The sequence below is a fragment of the Geodermatophilus sp. SYSU D01106 genome (genome assembly GCF_054049995.1).
On record NZ_JBJGYM010000002.1, the window covers coordinates 80297 to 95989 of the forward strand.

Here is a 15693-nt window from a genome sequence, read left to right on the forward strand (position 1 = left end):
GGCCGGGGACGGGCGCTGCCGAGCGGGGACACCCAGGTCGAGGACCGCGGGTCGTCCCGGGGGCGACCTCGACGCGGCTAGGGCTTGCTGCCCTGGTCGAGGGCGAGGCTCTCCAGGGGCAACTCGCCGTCGATGATGCGGCGCGCGAGGTCGTCGAGGTCTCCACCGTTGGCGAAGGCATGGGCACGCAAGAGGGACAGTGCGTCGGTGCTGTCGAGTCCCAGGCCGGAGTTCAGGCAGCCCATCGCCTGCCAGACGACCGACCGCCGTCCGGCGGCCGGGGCGTCCAGCCAGACCGGCCCATCGACGAGCCGGCGCGTTGCCCGGTCGTGGGTCCGGAAGGTCGCGGCCACCTCGGCGCCGATCTCCAGCGCCTCAGCGAGACCGAGCGCCCCGACGTCGGTCGGCGGGACCGTGTACAGGTCGAGCACCCCCAGACCACGGAGCTCGTCCTCCAGGGGCAGCGAGATGACCCCGCGGATCGGCGTGTTCGTCACCAGTGCGTCGTAGAAGGCCGGCCAGCGCGAGCGGATCGACGCCTCGTCGGCCACCTGGGGGCGGCCCTCGGCGTGGGCGGACAGGCACGGGCCGGCGCCGACGGTGAACTGCAGCCGTTCCGCGGCCGCCGCTGCCGGGTCACTGGCACCGAGCGGCAGCCGGCGGCCGTCGGCGAAGAAGAGGCCGATGCCCGCCCCGTCGACCGGGAGCACCCGGGCGCAGGCCCGGGCCAACCGTTCCGGCAGCAGCTCCGGCTCAGGCACCTCGACCGCGAGGTCGGCGAGGACAGCACGGAGATCCTCGACGACCGTCACGGTCCTCCCTTCCCTGGGCGCCTCGTTCGACGGAGACCAGCCGGCGGCCGCCCGCCGGCCACCCGTCCTGGGCAGCTGTCAGCGTCCGAGCGGGAGGACGCCTCCGTTCTGTCCCGCGATGGCGACCCGCTGGAACGTCCGGTGTGCCGTCCGGGTCCTCCGGGTGGTGCCGGATCCGCCCGGGGCGGCTCGGGCTCTCGTCCCCGAGCAGCCTCCGCACGAGGCGTACTGTCGAGGTGCTCGAGCCACGGGCGTCGCTCGACCAGAGGTCGTCGCCCTGACCACGGACACGCTCGTGCTCGCCTGCCGCCTCAGCGGCCTCTCCATCGCCGACCTGTACTGGGAGTACCTCGCCCTCGGCGGCACCCGGACGCGCGCCGAGCTGATGGCCCGGATGACCCTGGGCCACGAGTGGCCGGCCCTCGAGGACCTCGTCCTCTCGGCCGTCGCAGACGAGGCCCTCATCAGCGGCGGCTTGCCGCCTCTCGCTCGCCACCCGGCCCCCTGACCCCTCGCCCACCCGCGCCAGGGGGATCAGGCGCACGTCGGCGACGCCGGGCGTCCGCGTGCCCCGGCCGGCCGGCCGCAACCGTCACGACGAGTTCCCCGGCGCCCGGTGCCTGCGGTGTCTCGGACTCGCGTGTGCGACTCCTCCTGTGGGAGGCAGCCGGATCGAGGTCACTGGACTGCGCCCCACGAGGCGTTCCTCCTCCAGGAGGAGAGCGCTAGCGTGGCGCGGTGACAGGCCCCGGCGACCCCACGGAGACCGGCGCGTCGACCGACCGCCCCGATGCGCTGCTGAGCCGCATCGCCCGCCGGCTGCAGCGTGAGCACGGCGACGTGGAGAGCCTGCTGGCCGCCCTCACGCACGCGGCCGTCACCTCGGTGCCCGGTGCCGAGGCCGCCAGCATCAGCTACATCCACGAACGGCGGCACGTGACGTCGCGGGCAGCGACCGCCGACCTGCCCCGGGACCTCGACGAGGCGCAGGACCGGCTGCACGAAGGCCCGTGCCTCGACGCGGTGTGGGACCACCGTTTCGTCCTGGTCGAGGACATGGCGTCCGAGCCGCGGTGGCCACGATTCGCCGCCGAGGCATCCGCACTGGGCGTGGGCAGCAGCCTGAGCCTCCAGCTGATCGTCGCGGGCGACCGCCTCGGCGCGCTCAACCTCTACGCACGCACGCCAGGCGCCTTCGGGGTGGAGTCCGTCGACACGGGGCTGGCGATCGCCTCCCACGCGGCGATCGCCTTGGCCGGCGCGCAGACCGAACACCACCTCCGGACGGCCATCGACAGCCGCGATCTGATCGGCCAGGCCAAGGGCATCCTGATGGAGCGGTACAAGTTGACCGCCGCGCAGGCGTTCGCGGTGCTGGTGCGCGCCTCTCAGGAGGCCAACCGCAAGGTCGTCGACGTCGCCATGCAGCTCTGTGACACCGGAGCGTGGTCCGGGTCGCCGAGATCCGGGGACCGACTGGACGCTGCTGCGCAGACCTCGCGTCACGATCATGCGGACCATCTGCGGGCCAGACCTGACCGCGGCTGACGACCAACGAGGGCCTGACCTGCGAAGCCGCAGGTCAGGCCCTCGTCAACGGGTGGAGCTGAGGGGACTCGAACCCCTGACCCCCACACTGCCAGTGTGGTGCGCTACCAGCTGCGCCACAGCCCCGTTCCCCGGCCCGACCGCTTCCGTCCGAGCCAGGGAGAACTGTACATCGCCTCCCGGCGGCCACTGTGGAGGGGGGGGTGACCGCGCGTCGCCCGGGCGGCCGGGTCAGATCTCGACGCCTCGCTCGGCCAGCCAGTCGACCGGGTCGATGCGGCGGCCGTCCATGCCGCCCTGGTGCACCTCGAAGTGCAGGTGCGGGCCGGTGGACTGGCCGCGGTTGCCGAGCAGCGCGATGGTCTCGCCGGCGTCCACGTACTGGCCGACCTCGACGAGGATCTCCTCCATGTGGCCGTAGACGGTCACGTCGCCGTTCTCGTGGAGGACGTAGACCGCGAGCCCGAAGCCGCTGGCCGCGCCCGCGCGCAGCACCACGCCGTCGGCCGCCGCGTACTCCGGCGTGCCGATCGGGGCGGCGAGGTCGATGCCGTAGTGGAAGGTGCCCCAGCGGGACCCGTAGCCACTGGTGAAGCGGGCGCCGCTGACCGGCAGCACCGTCTTGGGCCGGGCGGCCTCGGCGGCGGCCTCCGCGGCGGCGGCCTCGGCCGCGGCGCGCTCGGCGCGGGAGGCGGCGACCTCCTGCAGGCGGGCCTGCGCCTCGGCCTCGGTGATCGAGGCCATAGGCATGGCCTCGAGCACCTCCTCGCCGGTGGCGAGCTCCATCTGGGCGCCGAGCACCGAGGTGGGCTCGGCGGCGGCCTGCTGCGAGCCGGGGACCCCGACGACGGCGGCCCCGATCGCGCCGGCGACGAGCGCGGCGATGAGCAGGTACGGACGGCGGTCCCGCAGCGCCCGCGGCCGGCGGGCGACGGGCGCAGGGGACGCGACGGCGGGCACGGCCGTGGTCGCGGGGGTGGCGACCTCGGCGGCGGGCGCGGGCGCGGCGACATCGGCGGGGGCGGGCTCCGCCGGCAGCACCGTGGTGACCAGCGCCGCGAACTCACGGTCGAGTTCGTCGGCGGACGGGCGCGGGGCCGGGAGCACGGCCGGGAGCACGGCCTCGTCGGCGGCCGGCACGGGCGGGAAGCCCCGCAGCGGGGACACCGGCCGGCCCGCCGGGCGCCGGTGGGCGCCGGACCGCGGAGCGGGGACGCCCGCGGGAGAGCCGTTCGAGGGGCGGGACAGGAGACCCGCGTCGCTCCGGTGACTGGCCAATGCGTGAACCCCGCTCGTTCGTGGGAAGTGGCCCGGCGGGCCCGATCGAGTCGCAGCGATCCAAACACACCGTGACCCGTTCGTGACCCCACGTACGGCGTGTCCGAAGGTGACACGCCATGTGCCCTGCGTCACGAGCGACTCCTGTGTTTGCCGTGACGGCGGCCCGGGCATGCTGCTCCTCCCGGCGTGGAACACACCGCGCCGGTCCGACGTGACCTCCCGCCGGGCCGACGCCTCCGCCGACGCCCGCACCCTGCGTGCCCCCCGCTCCCCCGGCCGGGCCGCGACCTGCCGCCAGGACGGGGCCGCCCCCGGCCGTGCACCGGATGTGCACCCGGGGACCGCCTCGTGGTCCCATGATCGTTCCCCGGCGCGGTCCGCAGGTGCCCCCTCGGCGGCGAGAACCGGTCGGGCACCGACCCTGGACAGGAAGGACCGATGCCTCGATGGCCCAGCCCGAGCGCCCTCTGCGGGAGGTCCCGTGGAGCCGGAGCGTGCCGGCGGCAGTACCGCCCCACCGCGTCCGGCCGCTGACCAGCGCGACGCTCGAGCAGCACGGGGCCCGGCTGACCGTCCCCACCTACGACCGCGGCGCGCTGGTCCCCGCCGTCGTGCACATGAGCGTGGGCGGCTTCTCCCGCGCCCACCAGCTCATCTACCTCGACGAGATCGCCCAGCAGGGCATCTCCGCCGGCTGGGGCGTCGTCGGTGTCGGGCTGCGCGCCCGGCGGCTGCGGGAGGCCCTCGCGCCGCAGGACAACCTGTACACCGTCGTCGAGCGCAGCCCCGACGGCGAGCGTGCCCGGGTGGTCGGCGTCCTCACCGACTACCTGTTCGCCCCCGACGCCCCGTCAGCGGTGCTCGACCGGCTCGCCGACCCGCGCACCCGCGTCGTGACGATGACCATCACCGACGCCGGGTACCTGCTCGATCCCGTCACCCGCGCCTTCACCCCCGACGGCGACGTCCGGCACGACCTCGCCCACCCCGCGGCGCCGCGCACGGTCTTCGGCTTCCTCGTGGAGGCGCTCGACCGCCGGCGCCGGGCGGGCCTCGCGCCGTTCACCGTCGTGTCCTGCGACAACCTGCACCGCAACGGCGACGCCACCCGCGCCGCCGTCGTCGGGTTCGCCGCGCTGCGCGACGAGGTGCTGGCCCGGTGGATCACCGACCGGGTGGCCTTCCCGAGCAGCATGGTCGACCGGATCACCCCGCAGACCACGCCGGAGGAGCGGGAGGCGGTGGCCCGCCGGTACGGCGTCGACGACCGCTGGCCGGTCGTCACCGAGCCGTTCTCCCAGTGGGTCATCGAGGACGACTTCTGCAACGGCCGCCCGCCGCTGGACGCCGTCGGCGTCCGCTTCGTCCGGGACGCCACCGGGTACGAGCTGATGAAGACGCGGCTGCTCAACGCCAGCCACTCCGCGCTGGGCTACCTCGGCACCCTCGCCGGCCACGAGCGCATCGACGTCCTCATGGGCGACCCCGTCTTCGCCGCCTACGTGACCCGCCTCATGGACGCCGAGGTGACCCCGCTCGTCCCGTGCCCCGAGGGCATCGACCTCGACGAGTACAAGGCGATCCTCGTGCAGCGCTTCGCCAATCCCGCCATCGCCGACCGGCTGTCCCGGCTGTGCCGCCGCGGTTCCACCAAGCTGCCGCAGCACCTCCTCCCCTCGCTGCGCCAGGCGCTGGCCGAGGGCCGGCCGCACGCGCTGCTGACCCTCGCCCTGGCCGGCTGGGTCGCCTACCTGCAGCGCACCGACGACGCCGGTGTCCCGCTGCCGGTCGAGGACGACGCCGGGCCCCGCCTGCAGGCGCTCGCGCTGGCCGGCGACACCGACCCGCGCCCGCTGCTCGCCGAGACGACGGTCTTCGGCGACCTCGGCGAGGTGCCCGGCTTCGCCGACGAGCTGGCGGCGGTGCTCACCCGCCTGCGGCGCGACGGCGTCCGCGAGACCGTCGCGACGCTGACCGCGAGCGCCCGGTGAGCGCGCCCCGCGACGGCGGGGCGGCGCTGCCCGCCGGCGTCGTCCGCGGCCTGACGGCGCTGCTGTGCGACGCCGACGGCAACCTGTTCCCCTCCGAGGAGCCGGCGTTCGTCGCCTCCGCCGAGGTCACCAACCGCTTCCTCGCCGAGCTCGGCGACCCACGCCGCTTCACCCCCGAGGAGCTGCGGCTGGCCACCACCGGCATGAACTTCCGGACGACGTCGCGCCGCCTGGCCGCCGAGGCCGGGGAGCCGGAGGCCGACGTCGAGCCATGGGTGGCCGAGGAGAAGCGCGCGGTGACGGCGTACCTCGGCGAGCACCTGCGCCCGCACGGGCCGACCACCGCGGCGCTCACCGCGCTGGCCGCCCACCTGCGGCTCGCCGCCGTGAGCTCCAGCGCGCTGGCCCGGCTGGCCGCCTGCTTCACGGCCACCGGCCTCGACGCGCTCATCCCGCCGGAGGTCCGGTTCAGCGCCGAGGACTCCCTGCCCACGCCCACCAGCAAGCCCGACCCGGCGGTCTACCTGCACGCCTGCGAGCAGCTGGGCATCACCCCCGCGCAGGGCCTGGCGGTCGAGGACTCCGTGCCCGGGGCACTCTCCGCCGTCCGCGCGGGTTGTCCCACCGTGGGGAACCTGCTCTTCGTCCAGCCCGCCGAGCGCGCCGAGCGCGAGGCAGCGCTGCGCGAGGCCGGGGTCCTCACCGTCGTCTCGTCCTGGCAGGAGCTCGCCGGCCTGCTCTCCCCCGTCCTGACCGGAGGTGGCCGATGAAGGTCGTCTACACCAGCTTCCGCGGCCTGTTCTCCGACAGCCCGCGCGCCATCTACGAGGCGCTCGTCGCCCGCGGCGACGACATCGAGCACACCTGGCTGACCGCGCCGGTCGCCGAGCACGCGTTCCCGGCCGGCGTCGCGACCGTCCCGTTCGGCAGCCCGGAGTCGATCGCCGCGCTGGAGGCGGCCGACGTCGTCGTCTCCAACGACCACGTGCCGCTGGACTGGGACAAGCGCGCCGACGCCTTCTACCTGCAGACCTGGCACGGCACCCCGCTCAAGCGCATCCACAACGACGTGCTGTGGGCGCCGGAGGGCCGGCTGGCCTACCTCGAGCACGACATCGCGCGCTGGGACGTGATGCTCTCCCCCAACGCCTACAGCACCGGCCGCTTCCGGCAGGCCTTCGGCTTCCCCCGGCCGATCCACGAGACCGGATACCCCCGCAACGACCTGCTCAGCAGCCCCCGGCGCGAGCAGGTGCGGGCCGAGGTGCGCGCGCAGCTGGGCATCGACGAGGGCAGGACCGTCGTCCTCTACGCGCCGACCTGGCGCGACGACCTGGTGTTCGAGGGGAAGGGCGAGCGCGACTTCGAGTTCCCGGTCGACCTCGCCGCCTTCACCGAGCGGCTCGGGGAGGACCACGTGCTGCTCCTGCGGCTGCACAACATGGTCTCCGACCGGCTGGAGTCGATCGAGGGCCTGCCGGTCCGCGACGTGTCCAACCACCCGGACATCCGCGACCTCTACCTCGCCGCCGACCTGCTGGTCACCGACTACTCGTCGACGATGTTCGACTTCGCCGTCACCGGGAAGCCGATCCTGCTGTTCACCTACGACCTGGCCGACTACCGCGACCGGCTGCGCGGCTTCTACGTCGACATCGAGGAGATCGCCCCCGGGCCGCTCCTGTCGACCAGCGACGAGCTGCTCGACGCGATCGCCGACCTCGACGCCGTCCGCGCCGCCTCCGCCGACCGCTACGCGGCCTTCCGGGAGACCTACACCTCCCTCGAGGACGGGCACGCCACCGACCGCGTCCTCGACCTGTTCTTCCCGCGCGGCACCTCCGCCGCCGGGGTCCCGACGACCCGAGGAGGGGACGACGATGCGCTTCGCTGACCTCGCACACACCACTGCCCAGGTCACCGGCCTGGCGCCGCTGGGCAGCCGGCCGGCTGCCGCACCGGAGCCGCGGCCCCTGCAGGTGGTCGTCCTGGCCGCCGGCATGGGCACCCGGCTGGGCCGCCCGCTGCCCAAGCCGCTGACCCCGCTGGTGGACGGCCGCAGCATCCTGCGCCGCCAGCTCGACACCGTCGAGGACGTGTTCGGCGGTGCCGCCCAGGTCACCGCCGTCGTGGGCTTCCAGGCCGAGCTGGTCATGCAGGCCGCGCCCGACCTGCGCTTCGCCTACAACCCGCACTACGCGCGCACGAACACGTCCAAGAGCCTGCTGCGCGGGCTGCGCGCGGCGGGCCCGGGCGGGGTGCTGTGGCTCAACGGCGACGTCGTCTTCGACGCCGCCGTCCTGGAGTCCGTGCTGCCGGAGCTGCAGGCCGACCAGAGCTTCGTCTGCGTCGACACCTCGGTGGTCGGCGACGAGGAGGTCAAGTACACCCTCGACGCCGAGGGCTGGATCGACGGGCTGTCGAAGACGGTGCGCGGCGGCCTCGGCGAGGCCGTGGGCATCAACTTCGTGTCCTCCGCCGACAAGGACGTGCTCGTCGAGCACCTCGAGGCGTGCGGCGACCAGGACTACTTCGAGCGCGGCATGGAGACCGCCATCGCCGAGGCCGGGCTGCGGTTCCGTCCGCTCGACATCTCCCGCTGGGCCGCCGTCGAGGTCGACTTCGAGGCCGACCTCGACCGGGCGAACGCGCTGTTCTCCACCAGCCGTCCCCGCCTGCACCCGGTGCCGGACGGCACCCGCCCCTGAGTCCCCGCCGGGGCCTCAGCCGACCGGCTGGGGCTCCGGCGCGGGGGCGGCGCGCTCCGGGTCACGGAAGCGCCGCACCGCGGCCAGCCCGCCGACGACCAGCCCCGCTCCCCCGGCCACCAGCACCGCCACGGCGAGCCGGGTGAGGACGGCGGGACCGCTGCCGGCCACGTTCGCGCTCCACAGCACGTCGACGTCGGGCAGGCCCTGCACCAGCAGCAGCCAGCCGAGGACGAGGGCGGACAGGCCCGCCATGACACCGCGCCCGCGCACGGCCGCCCGGACGCCGAGCAGCGCCACGAGCGCGGCCGTGACCGCCGGGAGCGACGCGGAGACCAGCGCGGCCGCGTGCGAGGACACCGTCACCGGCGGCTCGGGCGTGGCCGCGGCGTGCCACAGCGCGGCCGCGGCGCCGGCGCCCAGCGCCCAGGCCAGCGGCCGCGGCCCGCGGGCCAGCAGCCCGGCGGCGGCCACGAGGGCGAACAGGCCCCCGTGCAGCACCCAGGTGAGCGCGGTCGACGGCGGCGGCTCCCAGGTGAGCTCCCCGCGGACGGTGAACGCGGTGTCGCCGTGGCGCATCGGCACGGTCCAGTCGAAGACGGTGTGCTCGTGCGTCGGGTCGGCGGCCACCGCCGGCGGCAGCACGCCCTCGCTCATCCAGTGGGTGCGGTGGTCGTGCCAGGTGTACTGCGGCTCGGTGCTCACCAGGACCCACTCGGGCTCCGCGCGCGGGTCGGCGCCCTCGGGCAGGGTGACCCGGCCGAACCGGTCGAGGTTGATGTGGGTGGCCGGGCTGTGCGCGTTGCGCCACACGCCGTCGGGGCCGATCCGCAGGTAGGGCTCGTCGGAGTAGCCGGGCACGGTGACCTCGGTGCCGGTGGTGTTGACCACCTCGAGGGCGTCGCCGAACTGCAGCACGCGCACCGAGACGCCGCCCACCTGCGGCTGCACCGAGGTCACCCGGCCGTCGAAGTCGTTGCCGGCCACCTCGCCGCCGACGTGCGCCGACGCGGGGCCGGCCACCGCGAGCGCGGCGAGGACGCCGAGGACGACGACGAGCAGGCGGGCGGCCGCCCGCGCGGGACGCCCGCCCATCACGCGCCCGCGACGGTCTCGAGGTCGCCGGCGATGTCGCGCGAGGTGTTGCCGGCGTCGAAGGCCACGTGCGCCTCGTCGTCGGCGCCGTAGAGCAGCAGCAGCGAGCTGTGCAGGCGCCCGTCGTCCTCCGCCAGCGGCACGCCGGCCGACAGCTGCGCCTGGTCGACGACCTCCTGCGCGCCGGTCAGCCCGACGAACCGGGTGGGCAGGTCGGCGTCGAAGCGGCCGAGGTACTCGCCGAGCACCTGCGGGGTGTCGAAGCCGGGGTCGGTGGTGACGAAGACCACCTGCACCTGCTCGGCCAGCGCCGGGTCGACGTCGCGCAGGGCGAGGGCGACGTCGGCCATCGTCGTCGGGCAGATGTCGGGGCAGTTCGTGTAGCCGAAGAACAGCAGCGTCGGCTTCCCCGCCGTGGCCGAGGCGAAGTCGTACTCCGCGCCGGTGGTGTCGGTGAGGGTGAACGACGGCCGCTGGAAGGGGTCGCGCAGGTCGATGCCGGCGTAGTCGTCGCCGGGGCCCTCGAGCTCGGCGACGGCACCGCCGCCGCCGTGGTCGTGGCCCTCGGCGGCCGCTGCCTGCTCGCCGTCGTCGGAGCCGCAGGCGGTGAGGCCGAGCCCGGCGGCGAGGAGCAGGGCGGCGAGCCGGCCGCGGACGGGAGCGGTCACGAGGACACGGTACGTCGGCCGGCCCGGTACCCGAGGACGACGCCCGCGAGCCCGACCGCGAGGGCGAGGATCGCGACGAACAGCGCCAGGCCCGCCGGCTCGTTGCTCACCGGGCCGCCGTGGCCGTGCCCGGCGGAGGCGGCGGTGTCCGTGCCGGCGGCGGTCGCGGCGTCCCCGCCGGTGAGGGTGAGCACCGGGGCGGGGCTCGCCGGCTCCTCCTGGCCGTCGACCGTCGGCTCGATCCAGGCCGACTCCGTGCCGTCGCTGTAGGTCTGCACGGCCGGGTAGGACAGCGTGGCGGCGTCCGGGAACGGCCCGCCGGACAGCGAGAACTCCTGGAACTGGCCGGGCGCGATGCCGCCGCCGGCGTCGGCGCGGAACTCCACGACCGATACGTAGGTGCTGATCTGCTGGCCGTGCACCTCCACCGGCTCGGCGAGCTGCGCCGACGTCGTCGTGACCGTCCAGCCGGGCACCGGCTGCGCGCGCAGCGAGGCCATGGCCGCGTCCTCCGGGACGGAGATGCGCAGCGCCACGGTGCTCGCGGTGTCGCTCTCGTTGGGCACCCGGAAGGTGAGCTTCCCGTAGCCGCCGGCCGCGGCGTCGGCCGAGGACACCGTCACGTGCGCCGACGCGCCGGCGGCTCCCGCGACGGAGGCGACCAGGGCGGCCAGCAGCGCGGCGAGCACGACGCCGGCGCGGGCTACCGACCGCAGGGAGGTGGGGGGCACGGTTCTCCTTCTGTCGTCCCGCTCGCGCGGGCTCAGCGCACCGGGAAGTCGGTGCTGGCGGTGGTGGCGGTGAACTCGTCGAGCCGGACGCTCACGGCGACCGTCCACGTGCCGGCGCCCGGGATCGACATCCCGTCGGCCACCCAGTGGCCGGGGCCGGCCGGCTCGAGGTCCACGTCGAGGGGGCCGATCTCCTGCTCGGGCTCGGTGAGCGTCACGCGGAGGTCGGCGGGCTGGGCGAGCTGCCCGTCGTCGTCGAAGAGGTAGAGGTGCAGCGTGTTGGCCCCCGGACGGGCCGGGTCGACCGACACCTGGACGCTGCCGGACTCCCCCGCCGCCGACTGCAGGGGCAGGGTGACGTCGACCGGCTGGGCCACCGAGGCGCGCGCCGGCGGGGTGCCCACGAGCACCGCCGACAGCACCAGCACCGCCGCGGCGACGGCCGCCTCCACGAGCACCGAGCGGCGCAGCGGGCCGACGTCCTCCACCGCGCCGCGGGCCTGCACGGCCGCGCGGGCGCGGGCCGCGGTCTCGACGGGGCCGTCGGGGTCGCCCGCGGCGAACGCGTGCGCGGTGACCCGGCGCCGGGAGCCCGGCCGCGGCCGGGAGACGCCGAGGTGCTGCTGCACCCAGACGCGGGAGACGCCGGCGGCGGCCAGCAGGAGCAGGACCAGCGCCAGCTTGCCCAGCAGCAGCCAGCCGTACGTCGTGGACACCAGGGCGGCCGGGGAGCCGACCTCGCGCACCGACTGGACGACGCCGGTGACCACCAGCGCCGCCACCGACCCGGACGCGATCCGCGACCACCGCGGCAGCGCGCCGGCCAGCTCGCCAGCCTCCGCGCCGGGCCGCACCAGCCCGGCGAGCAGCGCGGCCAGGCCGCCCAGCCACAGCGCCATCGCGGCGACGTGCACGGCGGTGACCGCGGTGGCGAACACCGGCACGGGCCCCGCGACCGGGTGCCCGACCGCCGCGGTGGTGAGCACCACCCCGGCGCCGATGACGGCGAGGCCGGCCTGCTCCTGCGCCGAGGGCTGCGCGCCGCGCCGCCACAGCGGCACGAGCAGGCCGAGCAGCACCAGGGCGAGCGCGGCCCGGCCGAGCGTGGTGAGCCCGAAGGACGACGACGCCGTCGTGGACACCAGCGCGGGGTCGAGCAGGGAGCCGAGCCCGGCGCCGGCGGCGTAGGGGCCCTGCAGCAGGAAGGTGAGGACGGCGGCGCCGGCGGCCGTGCCCAGGCCGGCGGTGGTGATCCGCCGCATGCGGGCCGAGGCCCAGCCCGCCGGCCAGCACAGGACGAGGAAGGCCGGGACGCCGAGGCCCGCGGCCAGCCCGGCGAACCCGAGCGAGCGGGCGGCGGGGAGGGCGGCGGTCACGAGCGGGTCGACGTCGGCGTCGTCGGCCACGGCGCCCGCGTCGGCGAGCTCGCCGTCGCCGACGACGAACGCGAAGGCGCCGCTGATCGGGTGCGAGTCGGCCGAGACGATCCGGTAGGTGACGACGTAGCTGGCGTCGGGCAGGTCGTCGCGCAGCGGCACGGTGACGGTGCCGCCGTCCACCTCGGCCGCGCCGGTGTCGACCCGTTCCCCGCCGTCGCCGAGGACGCGCGCGTAGCCCGCGCCGAGGGAGACGCCCTCGCTGAAGGTCAGCGTGACCTGGCCGGGTACCTCGTCGAGGCGGGCGCCCTCCCCCGGGTCGGTGGACACGAGCTCGGCGTGCGCGGCGGCGGGCCCGGCGGTGGCCACGCCGAGGGACAGCCAGCCGGCGAGCAGGACGAGCAGCAGCAGGACCGGGCGCGCCGGCCGGGCAAGGGTGCTCACGCGGTCACCCGCTCGCGGGCGACGAGGGCCGCGGCGCGGCGCGGACGGCCGCGCCAGGCGACCACCGCGATGAGGACCACACCGGCGAGCAGCAGCAGGTGCGCGGCCGCCCGGTCGGCGTGCACGTGCCCGGCCTTCAGGTCGCGCACGGTGGCCACCGCGAGCAGCACGGTGAACGTGGCGAGGAAGGGCAGGGCGCCGGCGGCCAGCCGCGGGACGGCGGCGACGGCGACGAAGGCCGCGGCGACGGCGAGGTTCCAGGCGCCGGTCTCGTGCGCCACGTGCACCGGGGCGCTCATCGCGGCGGTGCCGGCGGTCAGCGACGGCCAGGCCAGGCCGGCCTGCGCGACGCCGACGGCCAGCAGCGCCAGGCGCAGCGCCGACGCGAGCAGCCGGGCCCGGGCCGCCGCGGCGGTGCCGGGGAGCTCGCGGGGCAGCGCACCGAGGACGGCCGCGGTGAGGTCGGGCACCGGCGGTGCGGGGGCCAGCCGGGCGCGCCGGGTGACCGCGCCCGCGGCCTCGGCCCAGGCCGTGCAGCCGGGGCAGCCGTCGAGGTGGCGGTCCAGGTCGGCGGCGGGCATGCCGAGCGGCTCGCCGTCGAGTCGCGCGGAGAGCGCCTCGCGGAACGGTGCACACTGCATGTGTCAGATAGTCGTCGCAAGGGGTCCGTCCGGTTCCCGGTGAGACGGGGATCGCAGCCGGAGGGGTGCAGTGGACGAGCTCGCGCGGGTCGCCGCGGCCGCCGTCGACGGCGACCCGCTCGCGGCGGCGACCCTCGTGCGGTCCACCCAGTCCGACGTGTGGCGGTTGTGCGCGGCGCTCGGTGACCGGGACTCCGCCGACGACCTGACGCAGGAGACCTACGCGCGGGCGTTCGCCTCGCTGCACCGCTTCGAGGGCCGCTCGTCGCTGCGCACCTGGCTGCTGTCGATCGCCCGCCGGGTGTGCGCCGACGCCGTCCGCTCGCGCCGCCGTCGCCGTCTGACGCTGGTCCGTGACGACGCCGATCTCGAGGCGCTGGGCCCCGCCGACGGCGCCGACCGGGTGGGCGAGGGCGCCGCCGTCACCGACCTGCTGGGCCGGCTCGACGCCGACCGGCGCGAGGCGTTCGTGCTCACCCAGCTGCTCGGGCTGTCCTACGCCGAGGCCGGCGAGGTGGCCGGCTGCCCGGTCGGCACCATCCGCTCCCGGGTCGCCCGCGCCCGCGGGGACCTGCTGGCGGCCCTCGGGGACGACACGGAGGCCAACGCGCTCTGAACGGCCGGTGAACGGGTATCTAGGCTGCCCGACGGCCGTACGACCGCTCCCGCGTCGGCGACCTCCCCCACCGCCGACCCGGAGCTCCCTCGTGCCCTTCAGCCTGACCCCCAAGGACAACGCCTTCTACGGCCTGTTCACGGCCTCCGCGCAGAACCTGGTCGAGGCGACCACCGTGCTCGGGGAGTTCATCCACGACAACCGGCGCCGGACCGAGCTCGCGGACCGGCTGCGCGAGCTCGAACACGTCGGCGACCAGTCGACCCACGCCGTCTTCCGCCAGCTCAACTCCAGCTTCGTCACGCCGTTCGACCGCGAGGACATCTACAGCCTCGCCAGCCACCTCGACGACGTCATGGACTTCGTCGAGGCCGCCGCCGACCTCGTCGTCCTCACCCGGCTGGGCACCCTGCCGCCGGAGATGAGCCAGCAGACGGCGCTGCTCCAGCGGGCCGCCGAGACCACCGCCGAGGCGATGCCGCGGCTGCGCACCATGCGGGACCTCCCGGACTACTGGATCGAGGTCAACCGCATCGAGAACGAGGCCGACAAGCTCTACCGCCGGCTGCTCTCCCGCCTCTACAGCGGCGAATTCGAGGCCCTCGAGGTGCTGCGCCTCAAGGAGGTCGCCGACCAGCTCGAGGAGGCCGCCGACGCCTTCGAGAAGGTCGCCAACGTCGTCGAGTCCATCGCCGTCAAGGAGTCCTGACCGCCGATGGACGCGGCCTTCGTCGCCCTGGTCGTCATCGTCGCGGTGGCCCTGGCCTTCGACTACACCAACGGCTTCCACGACGCCGCCAACGCGATCGCCGTCGCCGTCTCCACCAAGGCGCTCACCCCGCGGGTGGCCCTCGCCCTCGCGGCGGTGATGAACCTCGTCGGCGCGCTGCTGTCGACCGAGGTGGCCAAGACCGTGGGCGCCGGGATCATCGAGCCGCCGTCGGGCACCGAGGGACTGGAGATCGTCTTCGCCGCCCTGGTGGGGGCGATCGTGTGGAACCTCGTCACCTGGTACTTCGGGCTGCCGTCGTCGTCGTCGCACGCGCTGATCGGTGGCCTGGTCGGTGCGGCGCTGGCCGCGGTGCACGACGTCCAGTGGCTGGGCGTGCTCGACAAGGTGGTCGTCCCCATGGTCGTGTCGCCGCTGGTCGGCTTCGGCCTGGGCTACCTGTTCATGCTGCTGATCCTGTGGACGTTCCGGCGGGCCAACGTCAGCCGCGCCAACCGCGGCTTCCGCTACGCCCAGATCGTCAGCTCGGCCACGATGGCGCTCGGCCACGGCCTGCAGGACGCGCAGAAGACGATGGGCATCATCACGCTGGCGCTGTTCACCGCCGGGGAGATCGACTCCTTCGAGGTGCCCTTCTGGGTGGTGCTGGCCGCGGCGGGCGCGATCAGCGCCGGCACCTACGCCGGCGGGTTCCGGATCATGCGGACGCTGGGCCGGCGGATCATCCAGCTCACCCCGGCCGGTGGCTTCGCCGCCCAGACCGTCGCCTCGGGCGTCATGGTCACCACGGCGACGGTCTTCGCCGTGCCCGTCTCGACGACGCACATCACGACGACGTCGATCATGGGCGTCGGGTCGACCCGCCGGCTGTCGGCCGTCCGCTGGGGCGTGGCCGGCAACATCGTCGTCGCCTGGGTGGTGACGCTGCCCGCGGCGGGAGCGGTCGCGGCGCTCGCGTACCTGGTCACCGACCTCGTCGTCGGCTGAGCGGAGGAACCCCGGCCCGCGGTCGGCGATAGTCGATCGATCTGGTAGACATAGACCCCGTGGCG

General features: G+C 75.3%; 16 protein-coding genes and 1 tRNA gene. 9 read left to right on the plus strand and 8 right to left on the minus strand.

Translation table 11 applies throughout. The features are described 5' to 3' along the window. Positions 1-77 precede the first annotated feature (77 nt). Positions 78-812: a GAF domain-containing protein gene (locus ACI78R_RS02535; RefSeq protein WP_457039550.1), complete on the minus strand. Its 735-nt coding sequence runs from the start codon at positions 810-812 to the stop codon at positions 78-80. Between the two features lie 295 nt (positions 813-1107). On the opposite strand from ACI78R_RS02535, the gene ACI78R_RS02540 reads away from it, so the two are divergent. Both ACI78R_RS02540 and ACI78R_RS02545 read left to right on the plus strand, forming a co-directional pair. Continuing rightward, positions 1108-1320, plus strand: a complete 213-nt coding sequence (locus tag ACI78R_RS02540) for a hypothetical protein (protein WP_457039551.1) — start codon at positions 1108-1110, stop codon at positions 1318-1320. 230 nt (positions 1321-1550) lie between these two features. Then, complete coding sequence (locus tag ACI78R_RS02545; protein ID WP_457039552.1) at positions 1551-2360, plus strand: GAF and ANTAR domain-containing protein; 810 nt, start codon at positions 1551-1553, stop codon at positions 2358-2360. Between the two features lie 53 nt (positions 2361-2413). On the opposite strand, the gene ACI78R_RS02550 is transcribed toward ACI78R_RS02545, so the two are convergent. Both ACI78R_RS02550 and ACI78R_RS02555 read right to left on the minus strand, forming a co-directional pair. Continuing rightward, a tRNA-Ala gene (locus ACI78R_RS02550) sits at positions 2414-2486 on the minus strand. Between the two features lie 105 nt (positions 2487-2591). Then, a complete protein-coding gene (locus tag ACI78R_RS02555; RefSeq protein ID WP_457039553.1) occupies positions 2592-3527 on the minus strand; it encodes a M23 family metallopeptidase in 936 nt (311 codons plus the stop codon). A 608-nt stretch (positions 3528-4135) separates the two neighbouring features. Here ACI78R_RS02555 and ACI78R_RS02560 point away from each other — a divergent pair. Genes ACI78R_RS02560 through ACI78R_RS02575 form a run of 4 tightly spaced genes read left to right on the plus strand, consistent with a single transcriptional unit; the run spans position 4136 to position 8340 of the window. Continuing rightward, on the plus strand, positions 4136-5632 hold the full coding sequence (locus tag ACI78R_RS02560; RefSeq protein ID WP_457039554.1) for a mannitol dehydrogenase family protein: 1497 nt from the start codon (positions 4136-4138) through the stop codon (positions 5630-5632). After that, the gene (locus ACI78R_RS02565) at positions 5629-6402 is read left to right on the plus strand and encodes an HAD family hydrolase (RefSeq protein ID WP_217651126.1); all 774 of its coding nucleotides are present in this window, start codon (positions 5629-5631) and stop codon (positions 6400-6402) included. The genes ACI78R_RS02560 and ACI78R_RS02565 overlap by 4 nt, the downstream gene beginning before the upstream one ends. Beyond that, positions 6399-7526, plus strand: a complete 1128-nt coding sequence (locus tag ACI78R_RS02570) for a CDP-glycerol glycerophosphotransferase family protein (RefSeq protein ID WP_457039555.1) — start codon at positions 6399-6401, stop codon at positions 7524-7526. The genes ACI78R_RS02565 and ACI78R_RS02570 overlap by 4 nt, the downstream gene beginning before the upstream one ends. Next, on the plus strand, positions 7513-8340 hold the full coding sequence (locus tag ACI78R_RS02575) for a phosphocholine cytidylyltransferase family protein (RefSeq protein WP_073418946.1): 828 nt from the start codon (positions 7513-7515) through the stop codon (positions 8338-8340). The genes ACI78R_RS02570 and ACI78R_RS02575 overlap by 14 nt, the downstream gene beginning before the upstream one ends. A gap of 15 nt (positions 8341-8355) precedes the next feature. On the opposite strand, the gene ACI78R_RS02580 is transcribed toward ACI78R_RS02575, so the two are convergent. The 5 genes from ACI78R_RS02580 to ACI78R_RS02600 are packed head-to-tail and all read right to left on the minus strand — an operon-like array spanning position 8356 to position 13295. Continuing rightward, positions 8356-9435, minus strand: a complete 1080-nt coding sequence (locus tag ACI78R_RS02580; RefSeq protein WP_457039556.1) for a hypothetical protein — start codon at positions 9433-9435, stop codon at positions 8356-8358. Beyond that, positions 9435-10103, minus strand: coding sequence for an SCO family protein (locus tag ACI78R_RS02585; RefSeq protein WP_457039557.1), 669 nt, complete (start codon positions 10101-10103; stop codon positions 9435-9437). The genes ACI78R_RS02580 and ACI78R_RS02585 overlap by 1 nt, the downstream gene beginning before the upstream one ends. Beyond that, a complete protein-coding gene (locus tag ACI78R_RS02590; protein WP_457039558.1) occupies positions 10100-10834 on the minus strand; it encodes a YcnI family protein in 735 nt (244 codons plus the stop codon). The genes ACI78R_RS02585 and ACI78R_RS02590 overlap by 4 nt, the downstream gene beginning before the upstream one ends. A 32-nt stretch (positions 10835-10866) precedes the next feature. Beyond that, entirely contained in the window at positions 10867-12654 is a 1788-nt protein-coding gene (locus ACI78R_RS02595) for a copper resistance CopC/CopD family protein (RefSeq protein ID WP_457039559.1), read from the minus strand. Continuing rightward, positions 12651-13295 carry a zf-HC2 domain-containing protein gene (locus ACI78R_RS02600; protein ID WP_073418941.1) on the minus strand — a complete coding sequence of 215 codons (645 nt, stop codon included), beginning with the start codon at positions 13293-13295 and terminating at the stop codon, positions 12651-12653. The genes ACI78R_RS02595 and ACI78R_RS02600 overlap by 4 nt, the downstream gene beginning before the upstream one ends. 70 nt (positions 13296-13365) lie before the next feature. On the opposite strand from ACI78R_RS02600, the gene ACI78R_RS02605 reads away from it, so the two are divergent. The 3 genes from ACI78R_RS02605 to ACI78R_RS02615 all read left to right on the plus strand — a co-directional run bounded on the left by ACI78R_RS02605 (position 13366) and on the right by ACI78R_RS02615 (position 15628). Continuing rightward, on the plus strand, positions 13366-13911 hold the full coding sequence (locus ACI78R_RS02605; RefSeq protein WP_457039560.1) for a sigma-70 family RNA polymerase sigma factor: 546 nt from the start codon (positions 13366-13368) through the stop codon (positions 13909-13911). A gap of 91 nt (positions 13912-14002) precedes the next feature. Next, entirely contained in the window at positions 14003-14620 is a 618-nt protein-coding gene (locus tag ACI78R_RS02610) for a DUF47 domain-containing protein (RefSeq protein WP_073418937.1), read from the plus strand. Positions 14621-14626: 6 nt separating this feature from the next. Continuing rightward, positions 14627-15628 carry an inorganic phosphate transporter gene (locus ACI78R_RS02615; protein WP_073418935.1) on the plus strand — a complete coding sequence of 334 codons (1002 nt, stop codon included), beginning with the start codon at positions 14627-14629 and terminating at the stop codon, positions 15626-15628. Positions 15629-15693: the final 65 nt, after the last annotated feature.

What these genes read in the sequence shown, in the direction of transcription:
- ACI78R_RS02570 (WP_457039555.1), top strand. Translation starts at nt 6,399, where the DNA reads ATGAAGGTCGTCTACACCAGCTTCCGCGGCCTGTTCTCCGACAGCCCG.
- ACI78R_RS02575 (WP_073418946.1), top strand. Translation starts at nt 7,513, where the DNA reads ATGCGCTTCGCTGACCTCGCACACACCACTGCCCAGGTCACCGGCCTG.
- ACI78R_RS02580 (WP_457039556.1), bottom strand. Translation starts at nt 9,435, where the DNA reads ATGGGCGGGCGTCCCGCGCGGGCGGCCGCCCGCCTGCTCGTCGTCGTC.
- ACI78R_RS02600 (WP_073418941.1), bottom strand. Translation starts at nt 13,295, where the DNA reads ATGCAGTGTGCACCGTTCCGCGAGGCGCTCTCCGCGCGACTCGACGGC.
- ACI78R_RS02615 (WP_073418935.1), top strand. Translation starts at nt 14,627, where the DNA reads ATGGACGCGGCCTTCGTCGCCCTGGTCGTCATCGTCGCGGTGGCCCTG.